The sequence below is a fragment of the Planctomycetota bacterium genome (genome assembly GCA_021414025.1).
In the GTDB taxonomy this organism is placed as follows: Bacteria; Planctomycetota; Phycisphaerae; order Phycisphaerales; family SM1A02; genus SYAC01.
This window is the reverse complement of sequence record JAIOPG010000006.1, coordinates 78,188-94,428: the sequence shown is the minus strand read 5'-3', so window position 1 is coordinate 94,428 and position 16,241 is coordinate 78,188. Positions and strand designations below refer to the sequence as shown.

Annotated in this window: 14 protein-coding genes and 1 riboswitch; of the genes, 6 read left to right on the top strand and 8 right to left on the bottom strand. The window is 66.6% G+C overall.

What is annotated here, in order from left to right; all coding sequences use genetic code 11:
* Window positions 1–85: 85 nt before the first annotated feature.
* The 3 genes from K8R92_08055 to K8R92_08045 are packed head-to-tail and all read left to right on the top strand — an operon-like array spanning window position 86 to window position 2,927.
* Window positions 86–712: a hypothetical protein gene (locus K8R92_08055; protein ID MCE9619848.1), complete on the top strand. Its 627-nt coding sequence runs from the start codon at window positions 86–88 to the stop codon at window positions 710–712.
* 43 nt (window positions 713–755) lie between these two features.
* Window positions 756–1,631: a phenylalanine 4-monooxygenase gene (locus K8R92_08050; GenBank protein ID MCE9619847.1), complete on the top strand. Its 876-nt coding sequence runs from the start codon at window positions 756–758 to the stop codon at window positions 1,629–1,631.
* Between the two features lie 12 nt (window positions 1,632–1,643).
* The gene (locus tag K8R92_08045) at window positions 1,644–2,927 is read left to right on the top strand and encodes a Xaa-Pro peptidase family protein (protein MCE9619846.1); all 1,284 of its coding nucleotides are present in this window, start codon (window positions 1,644–1,646) and stop codon (window positions 2,925–2,927) included.
* A gap of 7 nt (window positions 2,928–2,934) precedes the next feature.
* On the opposite strand, the gene K8R92_08040 is transcribed toward K8R92_08045, so the two are convergent.
* The 3 genes from K8R92_08040 to K8R92_08030 form a co-directional block, all read right to left on the bottom strand.
* Window positions 2,935–3,342 carry a DUF5658 family protein gene (locus tag K8R92_08040; protein MCE9619845.1) on the bottom strand — a complete coding sequence of 136 codons (408 nt, stop codon included), beginning with the start codon at window positions 3,340–3,342 and terminating at the stop codon, window positions 2,935–2,937.
* Window positions 3,343–3,377: 35 nt separating this feature from the next.
* Window positions 3,378–5,240 carry a phosphomethylpyrimidine synthase ThiC gene (thiC, locus tag K8R92_08035; protein ID MCE9619844.1) on the bottom strand — a complete coding sequence of 621 codons (1,863 nt, stop codon included), beginning with the start codon at window positions 5,238–5,240 and terminating at the stop codon, window positions 3,378–3,380.
* A 37-nt stretch (window positions 5,241–5,277) separates the two neighbouring features.
* Window positions 5,278–5,380: riboswitch (TPP riboswitch) on the bottom strand.
* Between the two features lie 19 nt (window positions 5,381–5,399).
* Window positions 5,400–5,918, bottom strand: a complete 519-nt coding sequence (locus K8R92_08030) for a DinB family protein (GenBank protein MCE9619843.1) — start codon at window positions 5,916–5,918, stop codon at window positions 5,400–5,402.
* A 23-nt stretch (window positions 5,919–5,941) separates the two neighbouring features.
* Between K8R92_08030 and K8R92_08025 the strand changes: the two genes are divergently transcribed.
* Window positions 5,942–6,913, top strand: coding sequence for a pyridoxal-phosphate dependent enzyme (locus K8R92_08025; GenBank protein MCE9619842.1), 972 nt, complete (start codon window positions 5,942–5,944; stop codon window positions 6,911–6,913).
* Window positions 6,914–6,917: 4 nt separating this feature from the next.
* Here K8R92_08025 and K8R92_08020 read toward each other — a convergent pair whose 3' ends face one another.
* The 3 genes from K8R92_08020 to ribB are packed head-to-tail and all read right to left on the bottom strand — an operon-like array spanning window position 6,918 to window position 11,737.
* Window positions 6,918–9,632 (bottom strand): hypothetical protein, encoded by a 2,715-nt coding sequence (locus tag K8R92_08020; protein MCE9619841.1) that lies wholly within the window; start codon window positions 9,630–9,632, stop codon window positions 6,918–6,920.
* A 3-nt stretch (window positions 9,633–9,635) separates the two neighbouring features.
* Window positions 9,636–10,535: a hypothetical protein gene (locus K8R92_08015; GenBank protein ID MCE9619840.1), complete on the bottom strand. Its 900-nt coding sequence runs from the start codon at window positions 10,533–10,535 to the stop codon at window positions 9,636–9,638.
* Window positions 10,532–11,737, bottom strand: coding sequence for a 3,4-dihydroxy-2-butanone-4-phosphate synthase (ribB, locus tag K8R92_08010; protein ID MCE9619839.1), 1,206 nt, complete (start codon window positions 11,735–11,737; stop codon window positions 10,532–10,534). The genes K8R92_08015 and ribB overlap by 4 nt, the downstream gene beginning before the upstream one ends.
* 74 nt (window positions 11,738–11,811) lie before the next feature.
* On the opposite strand from ribB, the gene K8R92_08005 reads away from it, so the two are divergent.
* Window positions 11,812–12,972: a hypothetical protein gene (locus K8R92_08005; protein MCE9619838.1), complete on the top strand. Its 1,161-nt coding sequence runs from the start codon at window positions 11,812–11,814 to the stop codon at window positions 12,970–12,972.
* 9 nt (window positions 12,973–12,981) lie between these two features.
* On the top strand, window positions 12,982–14,820 hold the full coding sequence (gene argS, locus K8R92_08000) for an arginine--tRNA ligase (GenBank protein MCE9619837.1): 1,839 nt from the start codon (window positions 12,982–12,984) through the stop codon (window positions 14,818–14,820).
* Window positions 14,821–14,849: 29 nt separating this feature from the next.
* Here argS and K8R92_07995 read toward each other — a convergent pair whose 3' ends face one another.
* Window positions 14,850–15,335: a dCMP deaminase family protein gene (locus tag K8R92_07995; protein MCE9619836.1), complete on the bottom strand. Its 486-nt coding sequence runs from the start codon at window positions 15,333–15,335 to the stop codon at window positions 14,850–14,852.
* Window positions 15,336–15,366: 31 nt separating this feature from the next.
* Window positions 15,367–16,239 carry a serine/threonine protein kinase gene (locus K8R92_07990; GenBank protein MCE9619835.1) on the bottom strand — a complete coding sequence of 291 codons (873 nt, stop codon included), beginning with the start codon at window positions 16,237–16,239 and terminating at the stop codon, window positions 15,367–15,369.
* Window positions 16,240–16,241: the final 2 nt, after the last annotated feature.

Below are 16,241 nucleotides of genomic sequence, written 5' to 3'. Positions count from 1 at the left end.
GGCGCGGCGTGCTGCGACTGGAACGGCCGGTGCGACCCTGCATTCGCGGAGTGTACGAAGTGCCGGCGCGGATTAACATGAACTGATGCAGGATGTTTCGATCGATTCCGCACTCGAGTTTCTTCACAGCCACCTGAGCGGGTTCCTGAAGTTCGACGGTGAGCGCGTCGCGGTCAAGATCATCGTGGCCAACAGCGGCCAGCTTTTCATGCCGGTGATGGAGGCCATGCTGCTGGCGGTCGACACCGTGCTCGAGCTGCCGGACGACGCCGACGAGCACATGCAGCTCATCGTCACGCTGGCGCGGCAGGAGGAAGCGGGCCGCTTCTCGACGCTCTGCGACCGGTGGCGCGCCTACCACGGCGAACCGGAGGACGTGCGCTGGGCGAGCGTGACCATCGATTCGGGCCGGCTCAACGGCTGGTTCCTGGATGAAGGCGCCTTGCTGCGGCCCAATCCTTTGGAGAAAGAGGAGTCCGCCCTGCTGCGTCGCCTCAACGCGCAGCCGCGCACCTTTCTGAAGGCCCAGTGCGCCGCCATGAAGGTCCCCTGCGAAAATCCAACCGCGGTCGGCGTCGATCCCGGCGGCATCGACATCCGTCGGCTGCACGATGTGGGCCGACTGAGGTTTCCGGTTCGCTACGAGCAGGCCGCTCAGGTCATCTCCTGGCTCGAGGGCGCGTCGCAAACGCCTGGCCTCGGGATTCCGTGAAGCGCGATCCGCAGACTAGAATCGAATTCAACAGGAGCACCTCATGGATGGATCCCATCATCACAGCGAGAAGAAGTTCGCCGGCAGCCTGAACCACGCGATGATCGACGACACGACGTCGGACGCCGCGCAGAACTACGCCAACAACTTCGGCGCGCCGGGCTACGAGGACATCTCGCGCTGCTACATCACGCAGAAATATGAGGGCTACAACGCAGAGAACCAGGAGACCTGGACCCTCCTCTTCGACCGGCAGATGGCCTTCCTGAAGGAGCACGCGAGCAAAACCTATCTGGATGGCGCGACCCAGATCAACCTGCGGCGCGATCGGATTCCGCCGCTGGACGCCATCAACAGCCGCCTGCAGCCGCTGACCCGCTGGCAGAGCCGCGCGGTTCCCGGATACCTGCCGCCCAAGGCCTTTTTCGCCTGCCTCTCGCGGCGCGAGTTTCCCACGACCATCGTGATCCGCCCGAAAGAGAGCATCGACTACCTGCCCGAGCCCGACATCTTTCACGACATCTTCGGCCATGTGCCGCTGCACGCCGATCCGGTCTTCGCGGATTTTCTGCAGACCTATGGCCGCGCGGCGCTGGAGGCGACCGATCCCAAGGATGTCGAGCGGCTGGCGCGGCTCTTCTGGTTCACCGTCGAGTTCGGCCTGATCCGCGAAGGCGGCCAGATCAAGCTCTATGGAAGCGGCTTGATCTCCAGTCCGGGCGAGTGCCATCACGCCCTTGAGAGCAAGGACGTGGATCGCCGCCCCTTCGATCTCGATCGCGTCTGCGACACCTCGTTCGAGATCGATCACTACCAGCCGATCCTCTATGTGCTGGAGAGCTTCGACCAGCTGCGCGAGGCGATGAACACCTACGCGGGGCGGATCATGGCGAAGACGGCGGCGACGGCCCGGCGCTAGTACCCTTGGCGAATGGCCGCAACGAAGAAACGCACCACCAAGCCCGCCCGCTCCTCATCCAAGATCGCGATCGACCGCGCCGAGTTCGCACGCCGGCGAGCCGCGCTGTTGGAGTCGCTGCGCGGCTCGGTGGGGCTGGTGCTCGCCGGCGAAGCCGACCCGAACCTGCATCATCCCTACGCGGCGCACGCGCACTTCTTCTATCTCACCGGAATCGCCAATGAGCCTGGCGCGTCGCTGCTGCTGGACCCGAAGAATCCGAACCCGGCGCGGCGGATTCAGCTTTTTCTGCGGCCGCTGAATCCGGAGCGCGAAAAGTGGGATGGATTCCGGCCGGAGATCGGCGGCGAACTCCGCGCCCTCGCGGGCATCGAGACGCTCTTTCGGACCAACATGCTGCCGCAGATGCTGCTGGACGCGGCGAAGCGAGTGCGATCGCTGACCCTGCTGATGCCGCTGTCGGCCTACAACAGTCCGGTCAGCGGCGACCTTGAAATTTTCCGCCGCGTCGCCGAGCGCATTCCCACCTGCGGCATCGTCGACGGCTCGGCCATTCTGAACACCATGCGCGCCCGCAAGAGCAAGGCCGAGGCCGCCTGCATCCAGGAGGCGGGCCGCATCACCGCGCTGGGCTTCGACGCCGCCTTCGCCGCGCTGCGGCCGGGCATGAACGAGTTCGAGCTGCAGCGCCACGTCGAGTCGGCCTACCACCAGGGCGGCTCGCGCGAGCTCGCCTTCCGGACCATCGCCGGCGGCGGATTCAACAGCACGGTGCTGCACTACCACGACAACGACCAGATGCTGCGCGACGGCGAACTGGTCTGCCTGGACTCCGGCGCGAAGTGGTGCGGCTACTCCGCCGATGTCACACGCACGCTTCCGGTCAGCGGAACCTTCTCGCCGCGCCAGCGCAAGATTCACGACCTGGTCCTGGAGTCGCAGGCCGCGGCCATCCGCGCCTGCAAGCCGGGCGCCCGCTTCCATCAGATCGACGAAGCGGCGCGCTCCGTCCTTCGCCGCGCGGGACTCGCCGATGCCTTTATCCATGGGATCGGCCACCATCTTGGGCTGGAGACGCACGACGCCAATCCCGACGCGCCGCTGCAGGCCGGCGCCGTGGTCACGATCGAGCCCGGCGTCTACCTGCCCGACGAGCACATCGGCGTCCGCATCGAGGATGACGTGCTGATCACGGCGCGGGGGGCAGTCACGCTGACCCGCGGCATTCCCCGGTCGAGCCGCGAGATCGAAGCGGCGATGGCCAAGTCGCGGCGCCCGCGCAAGGCGCGGAAGTAGCGCTCATTCACGCCGGCGGATTCTGGATCAGGAATCCGTGCATGACCAGCAGCGTCAGGCTCCAGAAAACCGGAAAGGCAGAAGTCGCGATGGCGACGGCGGTCAGCCGGCGCCCCAGCTTGTCCTCGTGGCGACCCACGATCTCGCAGGCCACGATGACGAAGAGCACCAGGCTGAACTTGAAGGCGACCGCGCCGGCGAGTTCCCATTGCTCCAGGACCAGCCGAGCCACCGGATTCACCTCGGTGCCGCCGTGGCGCAGGATGTGCCAGGTCAACATGATGTCGACGCTCGCGAAGAAGAGGAACCAGACATATCCCTCCTGGTAGCGCATGGGCGGGGCGTTCAGCCACGCCGGCGCCTTGCCGGCGGGACGCGGTTTGTCCTGATGGTTGGCGCTGGCCATCATCATCATCGGGGCCAGTATGCCACGGAATGAGCCCCGGCTCGCTAAAGAAGGGGAATTTTTGTGGGAATATTGTGGGCCGGCGAGGTGTTGAGCTGCACCAACTTCTCCTGCTTCTGCCGTGCGTCGGTGGCGTCCACAAAGTCGCTGTGGCAGGTGGCCTTGCCCTCGACCGCGCCGACCGCGGCCCGGGTCTTGGAGGCGAGGCGGTGGATTTCCTCTGGTGAAAGCACGCCGCGCTTGGCCAGCACCTCCTGCTGCTCTGGGGTGAGGGCCGCGGATTTCACGGGCGCGCCGAGCTTGCCGTTGGCGCCGATGCGCTCGAAGCCATCGGCCTTGCCGCTGGCGAACTCCTGGATCTCCTTGCTGATCCGCACGCTGCACCAGTCGTGCCCGCACATGGCGCAGAAGTCGGTGTCCACGTCCAGGTCCTCGTCGTGGTAGGCGCGGGCCGTGTCGGGATCAAACGACAGTTCGAAGTGCTTCTGCCAGTTCAAGGCGGCGCGGGCCTTGGTGAGTTCGTCGTCGCGGTCGCGCGTGCCGGGAATGCCAAGGGCCACGTCGGCTGCGTGGGCCGCGATCTTGTAGGCGATGCAGCCCTGCTTCACATCGTCCTTCTTGGGAAGGCCCAGATGCTCCTTGGGCGTGACATAGCAGAGCATGCTGGCGCCGTGGTAACCCGCGCTGGTGGCCCCGATGCAGCTGGTGATGTGGTCGTAGCCGGGGAAGATGTCGGTGACCAGCGGCCCGAGGACATAGAAGGGTGCGCCATGGCAGATCTTCCGCTGCAGCTTCATGTTGTATTCAATCTGATCCAGCGGCACATGGCCGGGTCCCTCGACCATGACCTGCACGCCCTGGCGCCAAGCGCGCTCGGTCAGCTCGCCGATGGTGGTGAGCTCGGCCAGCTGCGCCGCGTCCGTCGCGTCGGCGAGTCCGCCGGGGCGCAGTCCGTCGCCGATGGAGAAGGTCACGTCGAAGCGCCGCATGACCGCGCAGATTTTTTCCCAGGAGTCGTACATCAGGTTCTGCCGATTGTGGGTCAGCATCCACTTGGCCAGCAGGCTTCCGCCGCGGCTCACGATGCCGATGAGCCGGTCGCGGATCAGTGGCAGGTGCTCCTTGAGCACGCCCGCGTGAATCGTGAAATAGTCCACGCCCTGCTGCGCCTGGTGCTCGAGCGTCTGCAGCACCGTGGCCTCGTCCAGGTCCTCGAGTTTTTTTCCGATGATCATGGAATAGATCGGCACGGTGCCGATGGGCACGCTGCTGGCGCGGATGAGCGCCTGGCGGCAGGCGTCCAGGTCGCCGCCGGTGGAGAGGTCCATCACCGTGTCGGCCCCCCACTTTTCGGCCCACTTCAGCTTCTCGACCTCTTCATCGGTGCCGGAACTGATCGGACTGGCGCCCATGTTGGCGTTGATCTTGGTCTTGCTGGCGCGGCCGATCGCCATCGGATCGAGCTGGTAGCCCAGATGCACGCGGTTGGCGGGGATCACCATGCGGCCCGCGGCGACTTCGTCGCGCACCTGCTCCGGGGTGAGGTGCGTTTCGCGCTGGGCGACGCGGCGCATCTCGTTGGTCACCACACCCAGGCGCGCGAATTCCAGCTGCGTGATGGGCTCGAAGCCGGCTGGTGCCACGGCGCGGATCCAGGTGCCGACTTTCGCGTGCAGGTGCCCGGCGCATCCCGCCTGGTGATTCTTCTCGGCAACGATGCTCCACCCCTCGGGAAGAAAATCCCACGCAGTGAGCGTGGAGGGCGCCGGCATGCCCGGCGTGTCGGGGCTGGAGAAGGCGAGCGGACCTCCGAGGTCGGATTTGAGCGCGAAGGAGCCGGGAGTAGTTCCCTGGGCCAGAGTCGAGGGATTCGCGGCGCCATGCAGCGGGAGCGTTTCATTTTTCATTGGGCACATCCTGAGAAGGCAAGCCCGGACGCGGGCTCGCGAACACGCGCCGCATTCCCTACGCCGATGCGAATCGGTTCAGGTTCCACGGGTGCTTCTCAGCGAACTCCACGGTGGAATCCGCGCCCCGAGCGGCGAAGGCACATCATAGTCGCACTTTCAGGTTTGATTGACCGGCATTTGCTCGCGGGCCATGACGATCGCGTCGCACGCGGGCAGCAGCTGCACGTTGAGTTGTCGCAGCATGTTCACCAACTGGGCGGCGTGGTATTGCTGGTGCATGTTGATGTGGATGAGCACATCCATGACCGTGGTGTGCGTCGCCTTCCCGTCACGCACGCGCTTCACGATGATGTCCAGCACTTCGTCGTTGATCACGGCGAACCACGTCGTCCAGCGCTGGTCGAGCGTCTTCCATGCCTTCTCAAGCTCCTTGATGCCGGCGAAGGTGTCCATGGTGGGGAAGGTCCCCGCCGGATTCCTGAGTTCGAGCACATCCATCCACACGCCTTCCGCGCCGTACAGATGAACAAGGGTGCCGAAGACGCTGCCCATGCCCATTTCAAATGGCCTGCGCATCGCGTCGTTCGACAGCCCCTTGGCCGCCGTCAACAATTTGTTGCGAACCCAGTGGCGGTGCACATTCATGCGCTTGATGGTGTCGAGTCGTGTGCCCATGCGGGCAGGTTACTCTGAGGTCCATGAATCGTCTGCCGATCTCGCTTGCCGATGTCGAGGCCGCCGCGGGGCGGATCCGGGGCCGCGCCCTGCGGACCCCATGTCTTGAAATGCCGGCGCTCTCGGAGGCCGCGGGGCTGCCCATTTTCGCCAAGTGCGAGTTGTTTCAGCGCACCGGAAGTTTCAAGTACCGCGGAGCCGCGCATGCCGTGAGCCGGCTGCCGGAGTCCGCCCGGAGCAGCGGCGTGGCCACGCATTCCAGCGGAAACCACGGTCAGGCGCTGGCGTGCGCGGCGCGCGAGCGCGGATTTCCATGCCATGTCGTGATGCCGCACAACGCCCCGGCGGCCAAGCGCGAGGCGGTGGAGGCGTTCGGCGGGCGCGTGATCGCATGCGAGCCGACGCTCGAGGCGCGCGAGGCGGCGCTAGCGAAGGTGGTGGCGGAGACCGGCGCCGCGTTCATCTCGCCCTACAACAATGCGGATGTGATCGCGGGCCAGGGCACGATCGGGCTGGAGATCGTCGAGGATCTGCCCGATGTCGACGCGATCGTGGTGCCGGTGGGCGGCGGCGGGCTTGTCTCGGGCATCGCGGTGGCGGCGAAGGGCCGGCGAAGCCAGGTCGTCATCATCGGCGCGGAGCCGGCGATCGCGGATGACGCTTCGAGATCGAAGCGCAGCGGCGTGATGCAGCCGTCGACCAACGCGCTGACGATTGCTGATGGACTGCGCGGTGCCCTTGGAACGCTCACCTTTCCGGTTGTGCGGGAGCTCGTCGACCGAATCGAGTTGGCGGATGAGGAGGCGATCGCGCAGTCGATGCGCTTCGCCTGGGAGCAGCTCAAGCTCACGATCGAGGCCAGCGCCGCCGTGGGCGTCGCGGTGGTTCGGTCGCCAGCGTTCCGCGACTTGGCCCGCGAACGCAAGTGGCGCAACGCCGCCATCATCTTTTGCGGAGGCAATGTTGATCTCGATCACTTGCCGTGGTCGAAGTAAGGGGCTAGGGCGACTTCGTCGCCGGTTGCCCCGCGATCATCGCATCCAGCTTCTCCAGCCGCAGCGAGTGCCGCTTCTGATCCGGCTCCAGCCGTGCAAGCGCCGCGATGTGCAGCCTCGCCCGCTTCAGGTCGCCGGCCTCGATCGCCAGGGCCGCGGCCAACTCTCGCGTGGCGGCATCGAAAGGATTGATCCGCGCCGCCTTCTCCGCGCTCTTGAGCGCGGCGGCGGTGTTCTTTTGCAGCCGGTAGAGCCTGGCCAGCTCGAGGGCATAGCTCGGATCCTGCTCCTCGAGCAGGTCGATCGCCTTCAGATGCTCGATCGCCTCCGCCTGATTGCCTGATGTCAAGTTGCCGCGTGCGTAGATGCGATGCGGAAAGGGATCGACCGGCCGCGCCTTGGCGTAGGCCTCCAACAGCGTCCGCGTGATGCCGTCGACCTCCGGGCTCTCCTTCAGTCGTCGGCGCAGCTTCAACTCAAGCAGATCCGGCTGATCGGGATGCTCCACCAGCCATTGGTCGACCATCTCGTCGGTCATCTCGATCGGCGGCTTCTTCACCTTGGGCCAGCGCGACGCCAGCAGCGTGGTCTCCGACGCCCGCAGCGGTTCGCCCACGCGCTGTGCCAGGAAAGTAGCCAGCGCATCCAGCCTCGCCTGCTCCGCCTGGCGCGTGGCCAGCTGCAGCACCGGATCCTTGGCGCGCACCGAGTCGGCCAGCGACTCCAGCGAGGGCTCCGGCGCCAAGCCCCACGACTTGACTTGCTCCGCAGCCCACACCAGAAATCCGGCGAAGAATTCATCGCCGCTCACGCCGACCGTCGCCTCGAAGGCGTGATTCTCATCCATGCCCTGCTTGTATTTCTCCAGCAGCTTCGGCACCGAATCGGCCCCCCACTTCCACTCGAGGTACTCCACCATCCATCGCCCCTGCGCGTAGGCCAGCGGCCGGTCCTGCGGCGACTCCGGCCGCACGAAGGCCCACTTGATCCGATCCAGCGGAAACAACTTTCCATTGGCCAGCGATCGCGCCAGCAACTGACAGGTGTCCAGCGTGCGCGGCTTGGTCTCCATACTCACCGCCAGCGCCTCGGTGAGCCAGTGCGGAATGCGGTTGCCGGTCTGGCTCAGCGTGACCGTGTGCGTGAACTCATGGCGCAGCACCTCGAGCCAATCGAAGAGTCCCAGATGCTTCTTGGGGTTCCCCTCCTTCGGGACCTCCAGCGCGATGACCGGGCCGGTGGCCGCGGCCATGGTGTGGATGCCGGGCATGCCGGTGATGCGCACCGCGAAGAACTCATGGTCGGGCAGCACCTCGATGGTGGTCTTCTGCGCGGGCTCGTGGCCGAAGCGCTCGGTGACGTCGCGGTACATCGACTCCAGCGCGTCGGGCATGAGCTCGGCGACCACTTCGTCCGTGCCGGGCTTCACGCGGATGCGAAAGTGCGGCGATTCAATCTCCTTCCACTTGGAAAGCTCATCCATGAGCCAGAGGCCGAAGGAGCTGCGCGTGTCGAAGGGATCGAGCTCCGCCGCCGCCTTGAGCGTGGCCACCGCCTCCTTGTCGCGCCCCGCCTGCATCAGCAGATAGCCCAGCTCACCGCGCGGCTCGGTCCAGGCGGGCTGCCGGCGAATGGCTTCTTCAAGGGCCTTCTGTCCCCATTCATATTGTCGGTTCAGACTCAGCGTGCGCCCGAGCGTGGCCAGGGCGAGCGCGCTGCCCGGCAGTTTCGCGTCGAACTCCGCCAGCCGCTGCTGCGCGAGCTCAGGATTCCATCGGCGCCCGGCGACCGCCGCGCGCAGGGCCAAGGCCCCGGGGAAATTTGGCTCTCGCGTCAGCAGCCCGTCCAGGATCGCGTCGGCGCGGTCGGGGTCGTCGAGCAGCAGAGCCCTCTCTGCATCAAGCAAGTCCGCCAGTGGATGCGCGGGGTTGAGCAGTCGAAGCCGCTCAGCGGCCCGCGCCCCCGAGTCGAAGTCGAAGTTGTTCAGGGCCACCTGACCCAGCGCGAACCACGCGCGGCTGTTGCGCGGATCCAGCGAGAGCGTCTGCCAGAGCGCGGGAACGCCCTCGGCGCGATTGTGGCGATCGACCAGCAGCAACCCTTCTTCCAGCGGCACGCGCGGATCGAGGCGGTCCGCCTCGCGGGCGCTCGCCAGCCTGTCCACGGCGCCGCGCCAGTCGCTTGCGGGCAACGCCTGAATTTTCCCCAGCTCGATCGTGGCCTGCGCCGCGGCGCGCTGCACGTCGGCGCCTGCGCCGGCGGCCGGTTTGCGGAGCGCCTCAAGTAAGGGCTTTGCCTCCTCCGACTTGCCCAGCCACTCGAGCGCCTCGGCGCGGATCAATGTGCATTCAGCGTCGTCGCACCCGGCAAGCAGCGAGATCGCCTCGGCGGGCCGGCCGCGCCACAGCAACGCCTGCGCCCGCACCGCAAGCGGCGCCTCGGGAGACTCAAGCGATGGATCCTGCAGGTTCCAGACGCGCAGAGCCGCTTGGGCCTTTCGCGCCGGCGTGTTCAGATCGTCGTCCGACCACTGGCCGTGGCGGATGCGCAGGTCGCGTCGCTCGTCCGGCTTGAGCCAGGGCTCGTTGATGGCTTTCACCACCACGGGCGACACGTCGACGCGCGAGGGAACCAGCTCCTGCCGCGCCTGCGCCGTTGAAGCCAGCGCCGCAACGATGATCCCGGCGCAAAGCGGCTTGATGCGGAGGGGATCAATCACCGGTTATTCCTTGGGTGTGGCCTTGTAGGGCCGCACATCGCGGCGCCATGCGGGCGCGCCCGGCACCGCGGCCGGTGGCTCCTTCGAGAGCAGAGTCCGCGCCGCTTCATCGAGCTCCTTGTTCAGCTCGATCTTGTTCAGCAGCAGAATTTTCTTGTCGCCGCCGCGCGTCGACGCCTCGACCGCGACCGGCATGAGCGTGGTCAGGTCGTACCAGACTTTGATCACGCCCAGGTCGGGATCGACGCCCGCGTTCGGCTTGGGCTTCAGCGCGAGCCCTTGGATGTTTTCGAGGCGCTTCAGCAGCGGCTCCGTGGGCGGCGGCGCGAATTTCACCTCGAAGCGCCGCGCGACTTCGTCCTTCTTCTGCCCAATCGGAATCGGCACCGGCCCCTCGCCGATGCGCAGCGGATCGAGCTGCTCGCCCGGCGGCACCAGCTCGCGCTCGATCAACTGCCGGCGGGCGTCGTCGAATTCCAGCAGCCAGCCTCCGGCGAAGAGGAATCGCTGCCGCTCCGGGCTGGCGTGACCTGAGGCGTCGATGAACTGGTCGAAGACGATCGCCAGCGTCCGGCTTTCCGGTTGCATCGGCTTCTGCGCCAGCACGATCTGCCCGGTGCGCCGCTCGCGATTCTCGCTCACCGCGTCGACGCGTTCGTAGATGATGCCGGCGCGGAAGGTGCGGATCGTGTCGCCCGCGGCCTCGAGCGCGCCCAACATCGCCACGGGCGAATCGAATTTTCTCGAAGGCTCCGCGGCCGGCGGCGTGGGCTCCGGCTTCGCGGGCGGCGCGCTGGTCGGTGCGGATTTTAGCGCTGTCGAATCCTGCGCCGTCGGCGCACTCGGCGCAGCGCAGGCCGAAACGCACAACAGAAACGCCGCGAACAATCCGGCGCGGGTCACAGCTTCACCTGGTCGACGATGTCCAGCCCGAAGGCGTGCAGCCCCGGCATCGAGCCCTTGGGATGGTTGGTCAGCAGGCGAAGCTTGGTCAGGCCAAGGTCGCGCAGAATCTGTCCGCCGACTCCGATCTCGCGCAAATCCACCGGATGCACGCTGGCGGCGATGCCGTCGGGGCGCGTCAGGTCCGGCGCATTGGGGTCATCGTGGCCCGGCCGCTGGATGCGCTGCAGCCGTCCCGGCAGATCGAAGCCACTGCCTTCGGTGCGGAGATAGACCAGCGCACCGCGCCCTTCTTGGGCGATGAGCCGAAGGGCGGCGCGGATTTCATCCTGCCCGCTGGCGCTTCCGTTGCGGGAGTCCTTTTGAGTTCCAAAGACGTCGGAGAAAATGTCGCGCCGATGCATGCGCACGAGTGTGGGCTCGCTCTGCTTGATCACCGATCCGTTGGCGCCCAATCGGCCGACGCCGCCCGTGGTGAATGCGATGTGCGGCAGCGCGTCCACCGGACTGCGCCACGCGAAAAGGCGAAACAATCCTTCGGGAGTCTGCAGTTCCTCGCCATCCAGCGGCTCGACGCGCGACACCATCTCCTCACGAGCCAGGCGCCACTGGATCACCTGCTCAACGGAACACATCTTCAACTTGTGCTCGGCGCAGATCGCCTTGAGCTCCGGCATGCGGGCCATCTCGCCGTCCGGCTTGACGATCTCGATGATCGCCGCCGCGGGCTGCAATCCGGCGAGGCGGCAGAGGTCGACGCTGCCCTCGGTCTGACCGGTCCGCACCAGCACGCCGCCTTCGCGGGCGCGGAGCGGGTTCACATGGCCGGGACGGGTGAAGTCCGCCGGTCCGCTCGCGGGGTCGCTGAGAAGCCGAATGGTGGTGGAGCGATCCTTGGCGCTCACGCCGCTGCCGATACCGTGGCGCGGATGCCCCTCCACGCTCACCGTGAAGGCCGTGCTGCGGGCGTTGTTGCGCGACGGGGCCAGGTCCAGCTCCAGGCGAGTGCAGATCGACCCGTCCAGGGCCACGCAGAGGTAGCCGCCGCCCACGCGGGTGAGGAAGTTCACCATCTCCGGAGTGATCTTCTCCGCGGCCACCACGAAGTCCCCCTCGTTCTCGCGGCGCTCGTCATCCACCAGCACGATGGCGCGCCCGGCGGCGAGTTCCTTCAGGATTTCATCGATGGAAGCAAGCGGCATGGCGTGAGTGTAGTTTGCCGGGCCGCACGTTTGCCCGCCCAATGGGCGACGAAATGCAAGGAGCTTTTCACGCCATGAAGACATCGCCGCGCGAACGCCGTCAACTGCTGCAACTCACTTCGCTGCCCACCGCCGCAGGCCGCGAGGAGGCCGTGGTCGCCTTCATCGAGGCGTGGATCTCGAAGAAATCCGCCAAGCTGGTGGTGAAGCGCGACGATGGCGGCAACATTTTGGTCATGCAGCGCGCCTTCCGGAAGTCGCGGCGCCCGCTGCTGATCACCGCGCACCTGGACCATCCCGCCTTTGTCCTGCGCCGCGTTATCAACGAGCGCGAATTGGAACTGGAGTTTCGCGGCGGCGTGCACGAACCCTACTTCAAGAACGCTTCGATTGAAGTGATCGACCGCAAAGGCAAGCGTCACCACGCGATGGTCACGGGCCGCCTAAAGGGCACGCATGTCTTTCCCCGGTACTCCGCCCGGCTTCGTCGCGCTGCACCGACCCTGGTTCCCGGCGACATCGCCCGGTGGCGGCTTCCCAAGTCGCGCATCGCGGGCGGCATGCTGCACACCAACGCCTGCGATGACCTCGCCGCCGCGGCCGCCGCAATGGTCACGCTCGACCGCCTTCTGAAATCGGGAAAGGCGCCGCACGTCGGCCTGCTCTTTACCCGCGCCGAGGAAGTGGGCTTCATCGGCGCGCTGCACTCCATCCGCAGCCGACTCGTGCCCCGCCGCGCGTGGCTGCTCTGCCTGGAGAACTCGCGCTCCTTCCCCCACGACAGCCCGATCGGCGGCGGCGCCATCCTGCGCGTCGGCGATCGCGCCAGCGTCTTCTCGCCGCGGCTCACCAACGCCCTGAGCCTGATCTACGCCGAGGCGAAGAAGGCCGATCCCGACTTCAAGTACCAGCGCAAGCTGATGCCCGGCGGCGCCTGCGAAGCCACTGCCTTCTCGGCGCATGGCTTCGAGAGCACCTGTCTCTGCCTGCCGCTGGGCAATTACCACAACATGCAGGACATCGACGGCGTGCTCAAGGGAAAGGCGAAGGCGCGCGTCGGTCAGGAGATCATCGCGCTGGATGATTTCGCCGGCTTGATCGCCATGCTCGAGCTCGCCGCGACTCGGCTCAAGGACGACGACGAGGGAACCGGCATTCCCCTTCCCCAACTTGACGCCCTCTACCGCAAGCGCAAATTTGTGCTGGCGTCGAAGCCTTCGCGGGCCCGCCGTTAGACTCGAACCATGGCGTCGTGCGATCCCCGCTTCGATCTTGAACAGGCCTTCCGCAAGGGAATTGCCGCAGCGTATGGCGAGGCCGCCGCGGTGGGCGATCCGCAGGTCAAGGCCAGCGGCGACCCGAAGCACGGCGACTACCAATGCAACGCGGCGCTGGCAATCGCGCGCTCTGCGGGAGCGAATCCTCGCGAGGTCGCCGCCAAGATTCTCGCCGCCACGCCGCTGGGCGCGCTGGGCGGCGCAACCATCGCCGGCCCCGGCTTCATCAACGTCCAGTTGGGCGATTCGGCGCTGCGGACCATGCTCGATCGCGTCGCGATGCCGGACCTTGGCATCGAGCCCGCGCCGCGACCGCACGCCGTGGTGGTCGACCTCTGCGGCGTCAACGTGGCCAAGCAGATGCATGTCGGTCATCTGCGCAGCACCATCCTGGGCGATGTGATCGCGCGGCTGCATGAGCGGCTGGGCCGCAAGGTCTTTCGCGAAAATCATCTTGGCGACTGGGGGCTCACGATCGCCATGACCCTTTCGGCGCTGCGCCGGCAGAAGCGCGACCTGAATGCGCTGACGCTGGCCGACCTCAACCAGGCCTACCGCGCCGCCCAGCTCGAGGCCGCAACCGACGACGCCGGGCTCGAGGCCGCGCGCACCCGCGGCGCCGGCCCGCACCGCCTGATCGAGCTCGAGACGCAGCAGGAATTCGCCCGCGCCGCCGAGCAGGACGCCAAGGCCACCCTGCTCAAACTGCAGGCGGGCGATCCCGCCACCGTCGCCGCCTGGCAGCAATTGATCCGCGTCACCATGGCGGATGTGCTGGACACGGCCCGCGTGCTCGGCGTGAACCTGACCGACCAGCACTCGCGCGGCGAGAGCTTCTACCGCGACAAGCTCGCTTCCACGGTGCAAGCTTTCATCGACCGCGGCCTGGCCCAGGAAGACCAGGGCGCCATGGTCGTCCGCTTCGCCGACCGCGAGCGCCCCCTACTCATCCGCAAGGCCGACGGCGGGTTCCTCTATTCAACAACGGATCTCGCCGCGATCCACTATCGCGTCGGCGAGCTCAGGGGCGGCGACATCATCTATGTGGTCGACGCCCGGCAGCGCGACCACTTCCGCGATGTCTTCGACGCCGTCCGCCTGATCGGATGGGACAAGCTTCCCGACGGAACGCAGGCGAAACTTTCGCATCTGGGTTTCGGCAGCGTGCTGGGCACCGACAAGAAACCCCTGAAAACCCGCAGCGGCGAACTCTTCCTGCTGCGCACGCTTCTGGACGAGGCGATCGAGCGCGGCACCGCGCAGGTCCGGCTCCGCGCCCAGCAGACCGACGCGCCGACGCAGGGGCTTACCGAGAAGGAGATCGCCGCCATCGGTCGCGCCGTCGGCATCGCCGCCGTGAAGTACGCCGACCTCTCCGGCGATCCGGTCAAGGATTATGTCTTCGACCTGGACCGCATGATCGCCTTCGAGGGCGACACCGGCCCCTACATCCAGTATGCCCACGCGCGCATCGCCAGCCTCATCGCCCGCAGCGGCGTGACCGAGGCTGCGCTCTCCAAGGCTGAGTGGAAATTCGAACACCCCGCGGAGCGCGCCCTGGCGCTGGCGATCCTCTCCTTCCCCGCCACGATCAAGTCCGCCGCCGACCAGGGCTCGCCGCAGCGCGTCTGCGCGGCGCTGCATGAGCTGGCCAACAGCTACGCAACCTTCTATCAGGCGTGTCCCGTGCTCAAGGCGCCGGACGAAGCCACAAAGATGGCACGGTTGCGTCTCTCGCATCTGACGCGGCGCGTCCTCGCGGAAGGCCTCGCGCTTCTCGGCATGGAGTCACCGGATCGGATGTGAGAGGAAGGACCGCGGGTCGGGAAAGAGATTCACCGCAGCGAAGGCGATTCGACCGCGGGCCGCGCCCGCACTTCGTACTGGACGCCGCTTTCGTGCAGCACCGCTTGCGCCTTCTTGATGCTTTCGAGCCAGTGCGCGTCGGCACCGACCAAGTCAGGCTCCCAGGTCACCACTCGTGCGATGCCCGCCTGCACCATGGCGATCGCGCAGGCAACGCAGGGCGAGAAGGTGGTGAAGACGGCGCAGCCGAGCGGGCTCACTCCGTTGCGGGCGCACTGGATGATCGCGTTCATCTCCGCGTGCACAATCAGCTCGTACTTGGCGGGCCGCTCCAGCCGGTCGGTGCGATCCTCCACGCCGCGCGGCAGACCGTTGAATCCGGTGGCCACGATCTGCCGCGCCGGGCTCACGATCACCGCGCCAACGCCGCGGCTGGGATCCTTGCTCCAGGAGGCGATCTGGTCGGCGAGCCGGAGAAAGCGGATGTCCCACTTCTCGTCGCCGGCGGATTTCATCGGATGGCCCCATTGAGCGTCATGGCGCGACTCACTTGCCGCCGACCGACGCGAGTCCGGTGTGCGTGTCGCCCAGCGCCGCCGCGATCAGCTCCAGGCGCTCCGCGATCGGGCCCATGCCTTGCGCGCGGTCGGAGGGATCCAGCTGCACGCACTCCTGCACCAGGTCGCTCAGCTCCTCGGGAATATTGGGGTTGCGCTTCTTAAGCGGCACGGGCAGCTTGATCATGCTGGTGTTCACGGCGGAGACGGGGACGTTGTCGCCCTGCGGCGGCAGCGCCGTCGGAATGACCTCGCCCGCCATGACCCAGTAGATCGTGGCGCCGAAGTTGTAGACATCGGTCTGGGGCGTGATCGCCTCGCGGTGCGCCTGCTCCGGCGCGATGTAGCCGGGCGTGCCCTGAATCCTCTTCTTCACTTCGTCGATCTTGCAGGCCTGGCCCAGGTCGATGATCTTGACCTTGCGATCCTCGGTCACCATGACGTTGATCGGCTTCATGTCGCCGTGCACGAAGCCGCGCTCGTTCATGTGCTCCAGGCCGCGGGCGACCTGGGCGAAGAGGTTGGCCGCCTCGCCGATGCTGCGGGGCATGCGCTGGTCCATGGTCTCGGCGTCGACCAGCTCCATCAGCAGGCCCACCTCGGTGGTCTTGAAGAGCTTCTTGGTGCGCAGCAGCTTGTTGATGCCGCGGATGTTGGGGTGGTCAAGCTTGGAGCCGATGGCGTACTCCTGCTCCACCTGCTCGATGAAGCGGGCGGACTTGTCGTCCACATACACCACGCGCTTCATGGCCCAGACCTGCTTGCTCTTGATGTCCTGCACCACGAAGACCTCGCTGGCGGCGCCAGTGCCGATCTTCGCGATGACGCGATGGCCAAAAAGTTCGATGGGGAGGGCTGCCATTG

Bases quoted from the DNA above. Each gene is read 5' to 3' on its own strand.
- K8R92_08055 (MCE9619848.1), top strand. From the start codon at position 86: ATGCAGGATGTTTCGATCGATTCCGCACTCGAGTTTCTTCACAGCCAC.
- K8R92_08050 (MCE9619847.1), top strand. From the start codon at position 756: ATGGATGGATCCCATCATCACAGCGAGAAGAAGTTCGCCGGCAGCCTG.
- K8R92_08045 (MCE9619846.1), top strand. From the start codon at position 1,644: ATGGCCGCAACGAAGAAACGCACCACCAAGCCCGCCCGCTCCTCATCC.
- K8R92_08040 (MCE9619845.1), bottom strand. From the start codon at position 3,342: ATGATGATGATGGCCAGCGCCAACCATCAGGACAAACCGCGTCCCGCC.
- thiC (MCE9619844.1), bottom strand. From the start codon at position 5,240: ATGAAAAATGAAACGCTCCCGCTGCATGGCGCCGCGAATCCCTCGACT.
- K8R92_08030 (MCE9619843.1), bottom strand. From the start codon at position 5,918: ATGGGCACACGACTCGACACCATCAAGCGCATGAATGTGCACCGCCAC.
- K8R92_08025 (MCE9619842.1), top strand. From the start codon at position 5,942: ATGAATCGTCTGCCGATCTCGCTTGCCGATGTCGAGGCCGCCGCGGGG.
- ribB (MCE9619839.1), bottom strand. From the start codon at position 11,737: ATGCCGCTTGCTTCCATCGATGAAATCCTGAAGGAACTCGCCGCCGGG.
- K8R92_08005 (MCE9619838.1), top strand. From the start codon at position 11,812: ATGAAGACATCGCCGCGCGAACGCCGTCAACTGCTGCAACTCACTTCG.
- argS (MCE9619837.1), top strand. From the start codon at position 12,982: ATGGCGTCGTGCGATCCCCGCTTCGATCTTGAACAGGCCTTCCGCAAG.
- K8R92_07995 (MCE9619836.1), bottom strand. From the start codon at position 15,335: ATGAAATCCGCCGGCGACGAGAAGTGGGACATCCGCTTTCTCCGGCTC.
- K8R92_07990 (MCE9619835.1), bottom strand. From the start codon at position 16,239: ATGGCAGCCCTCCCCATCGAACTTTTTGGCCATCGCGTCATCGCGAAG.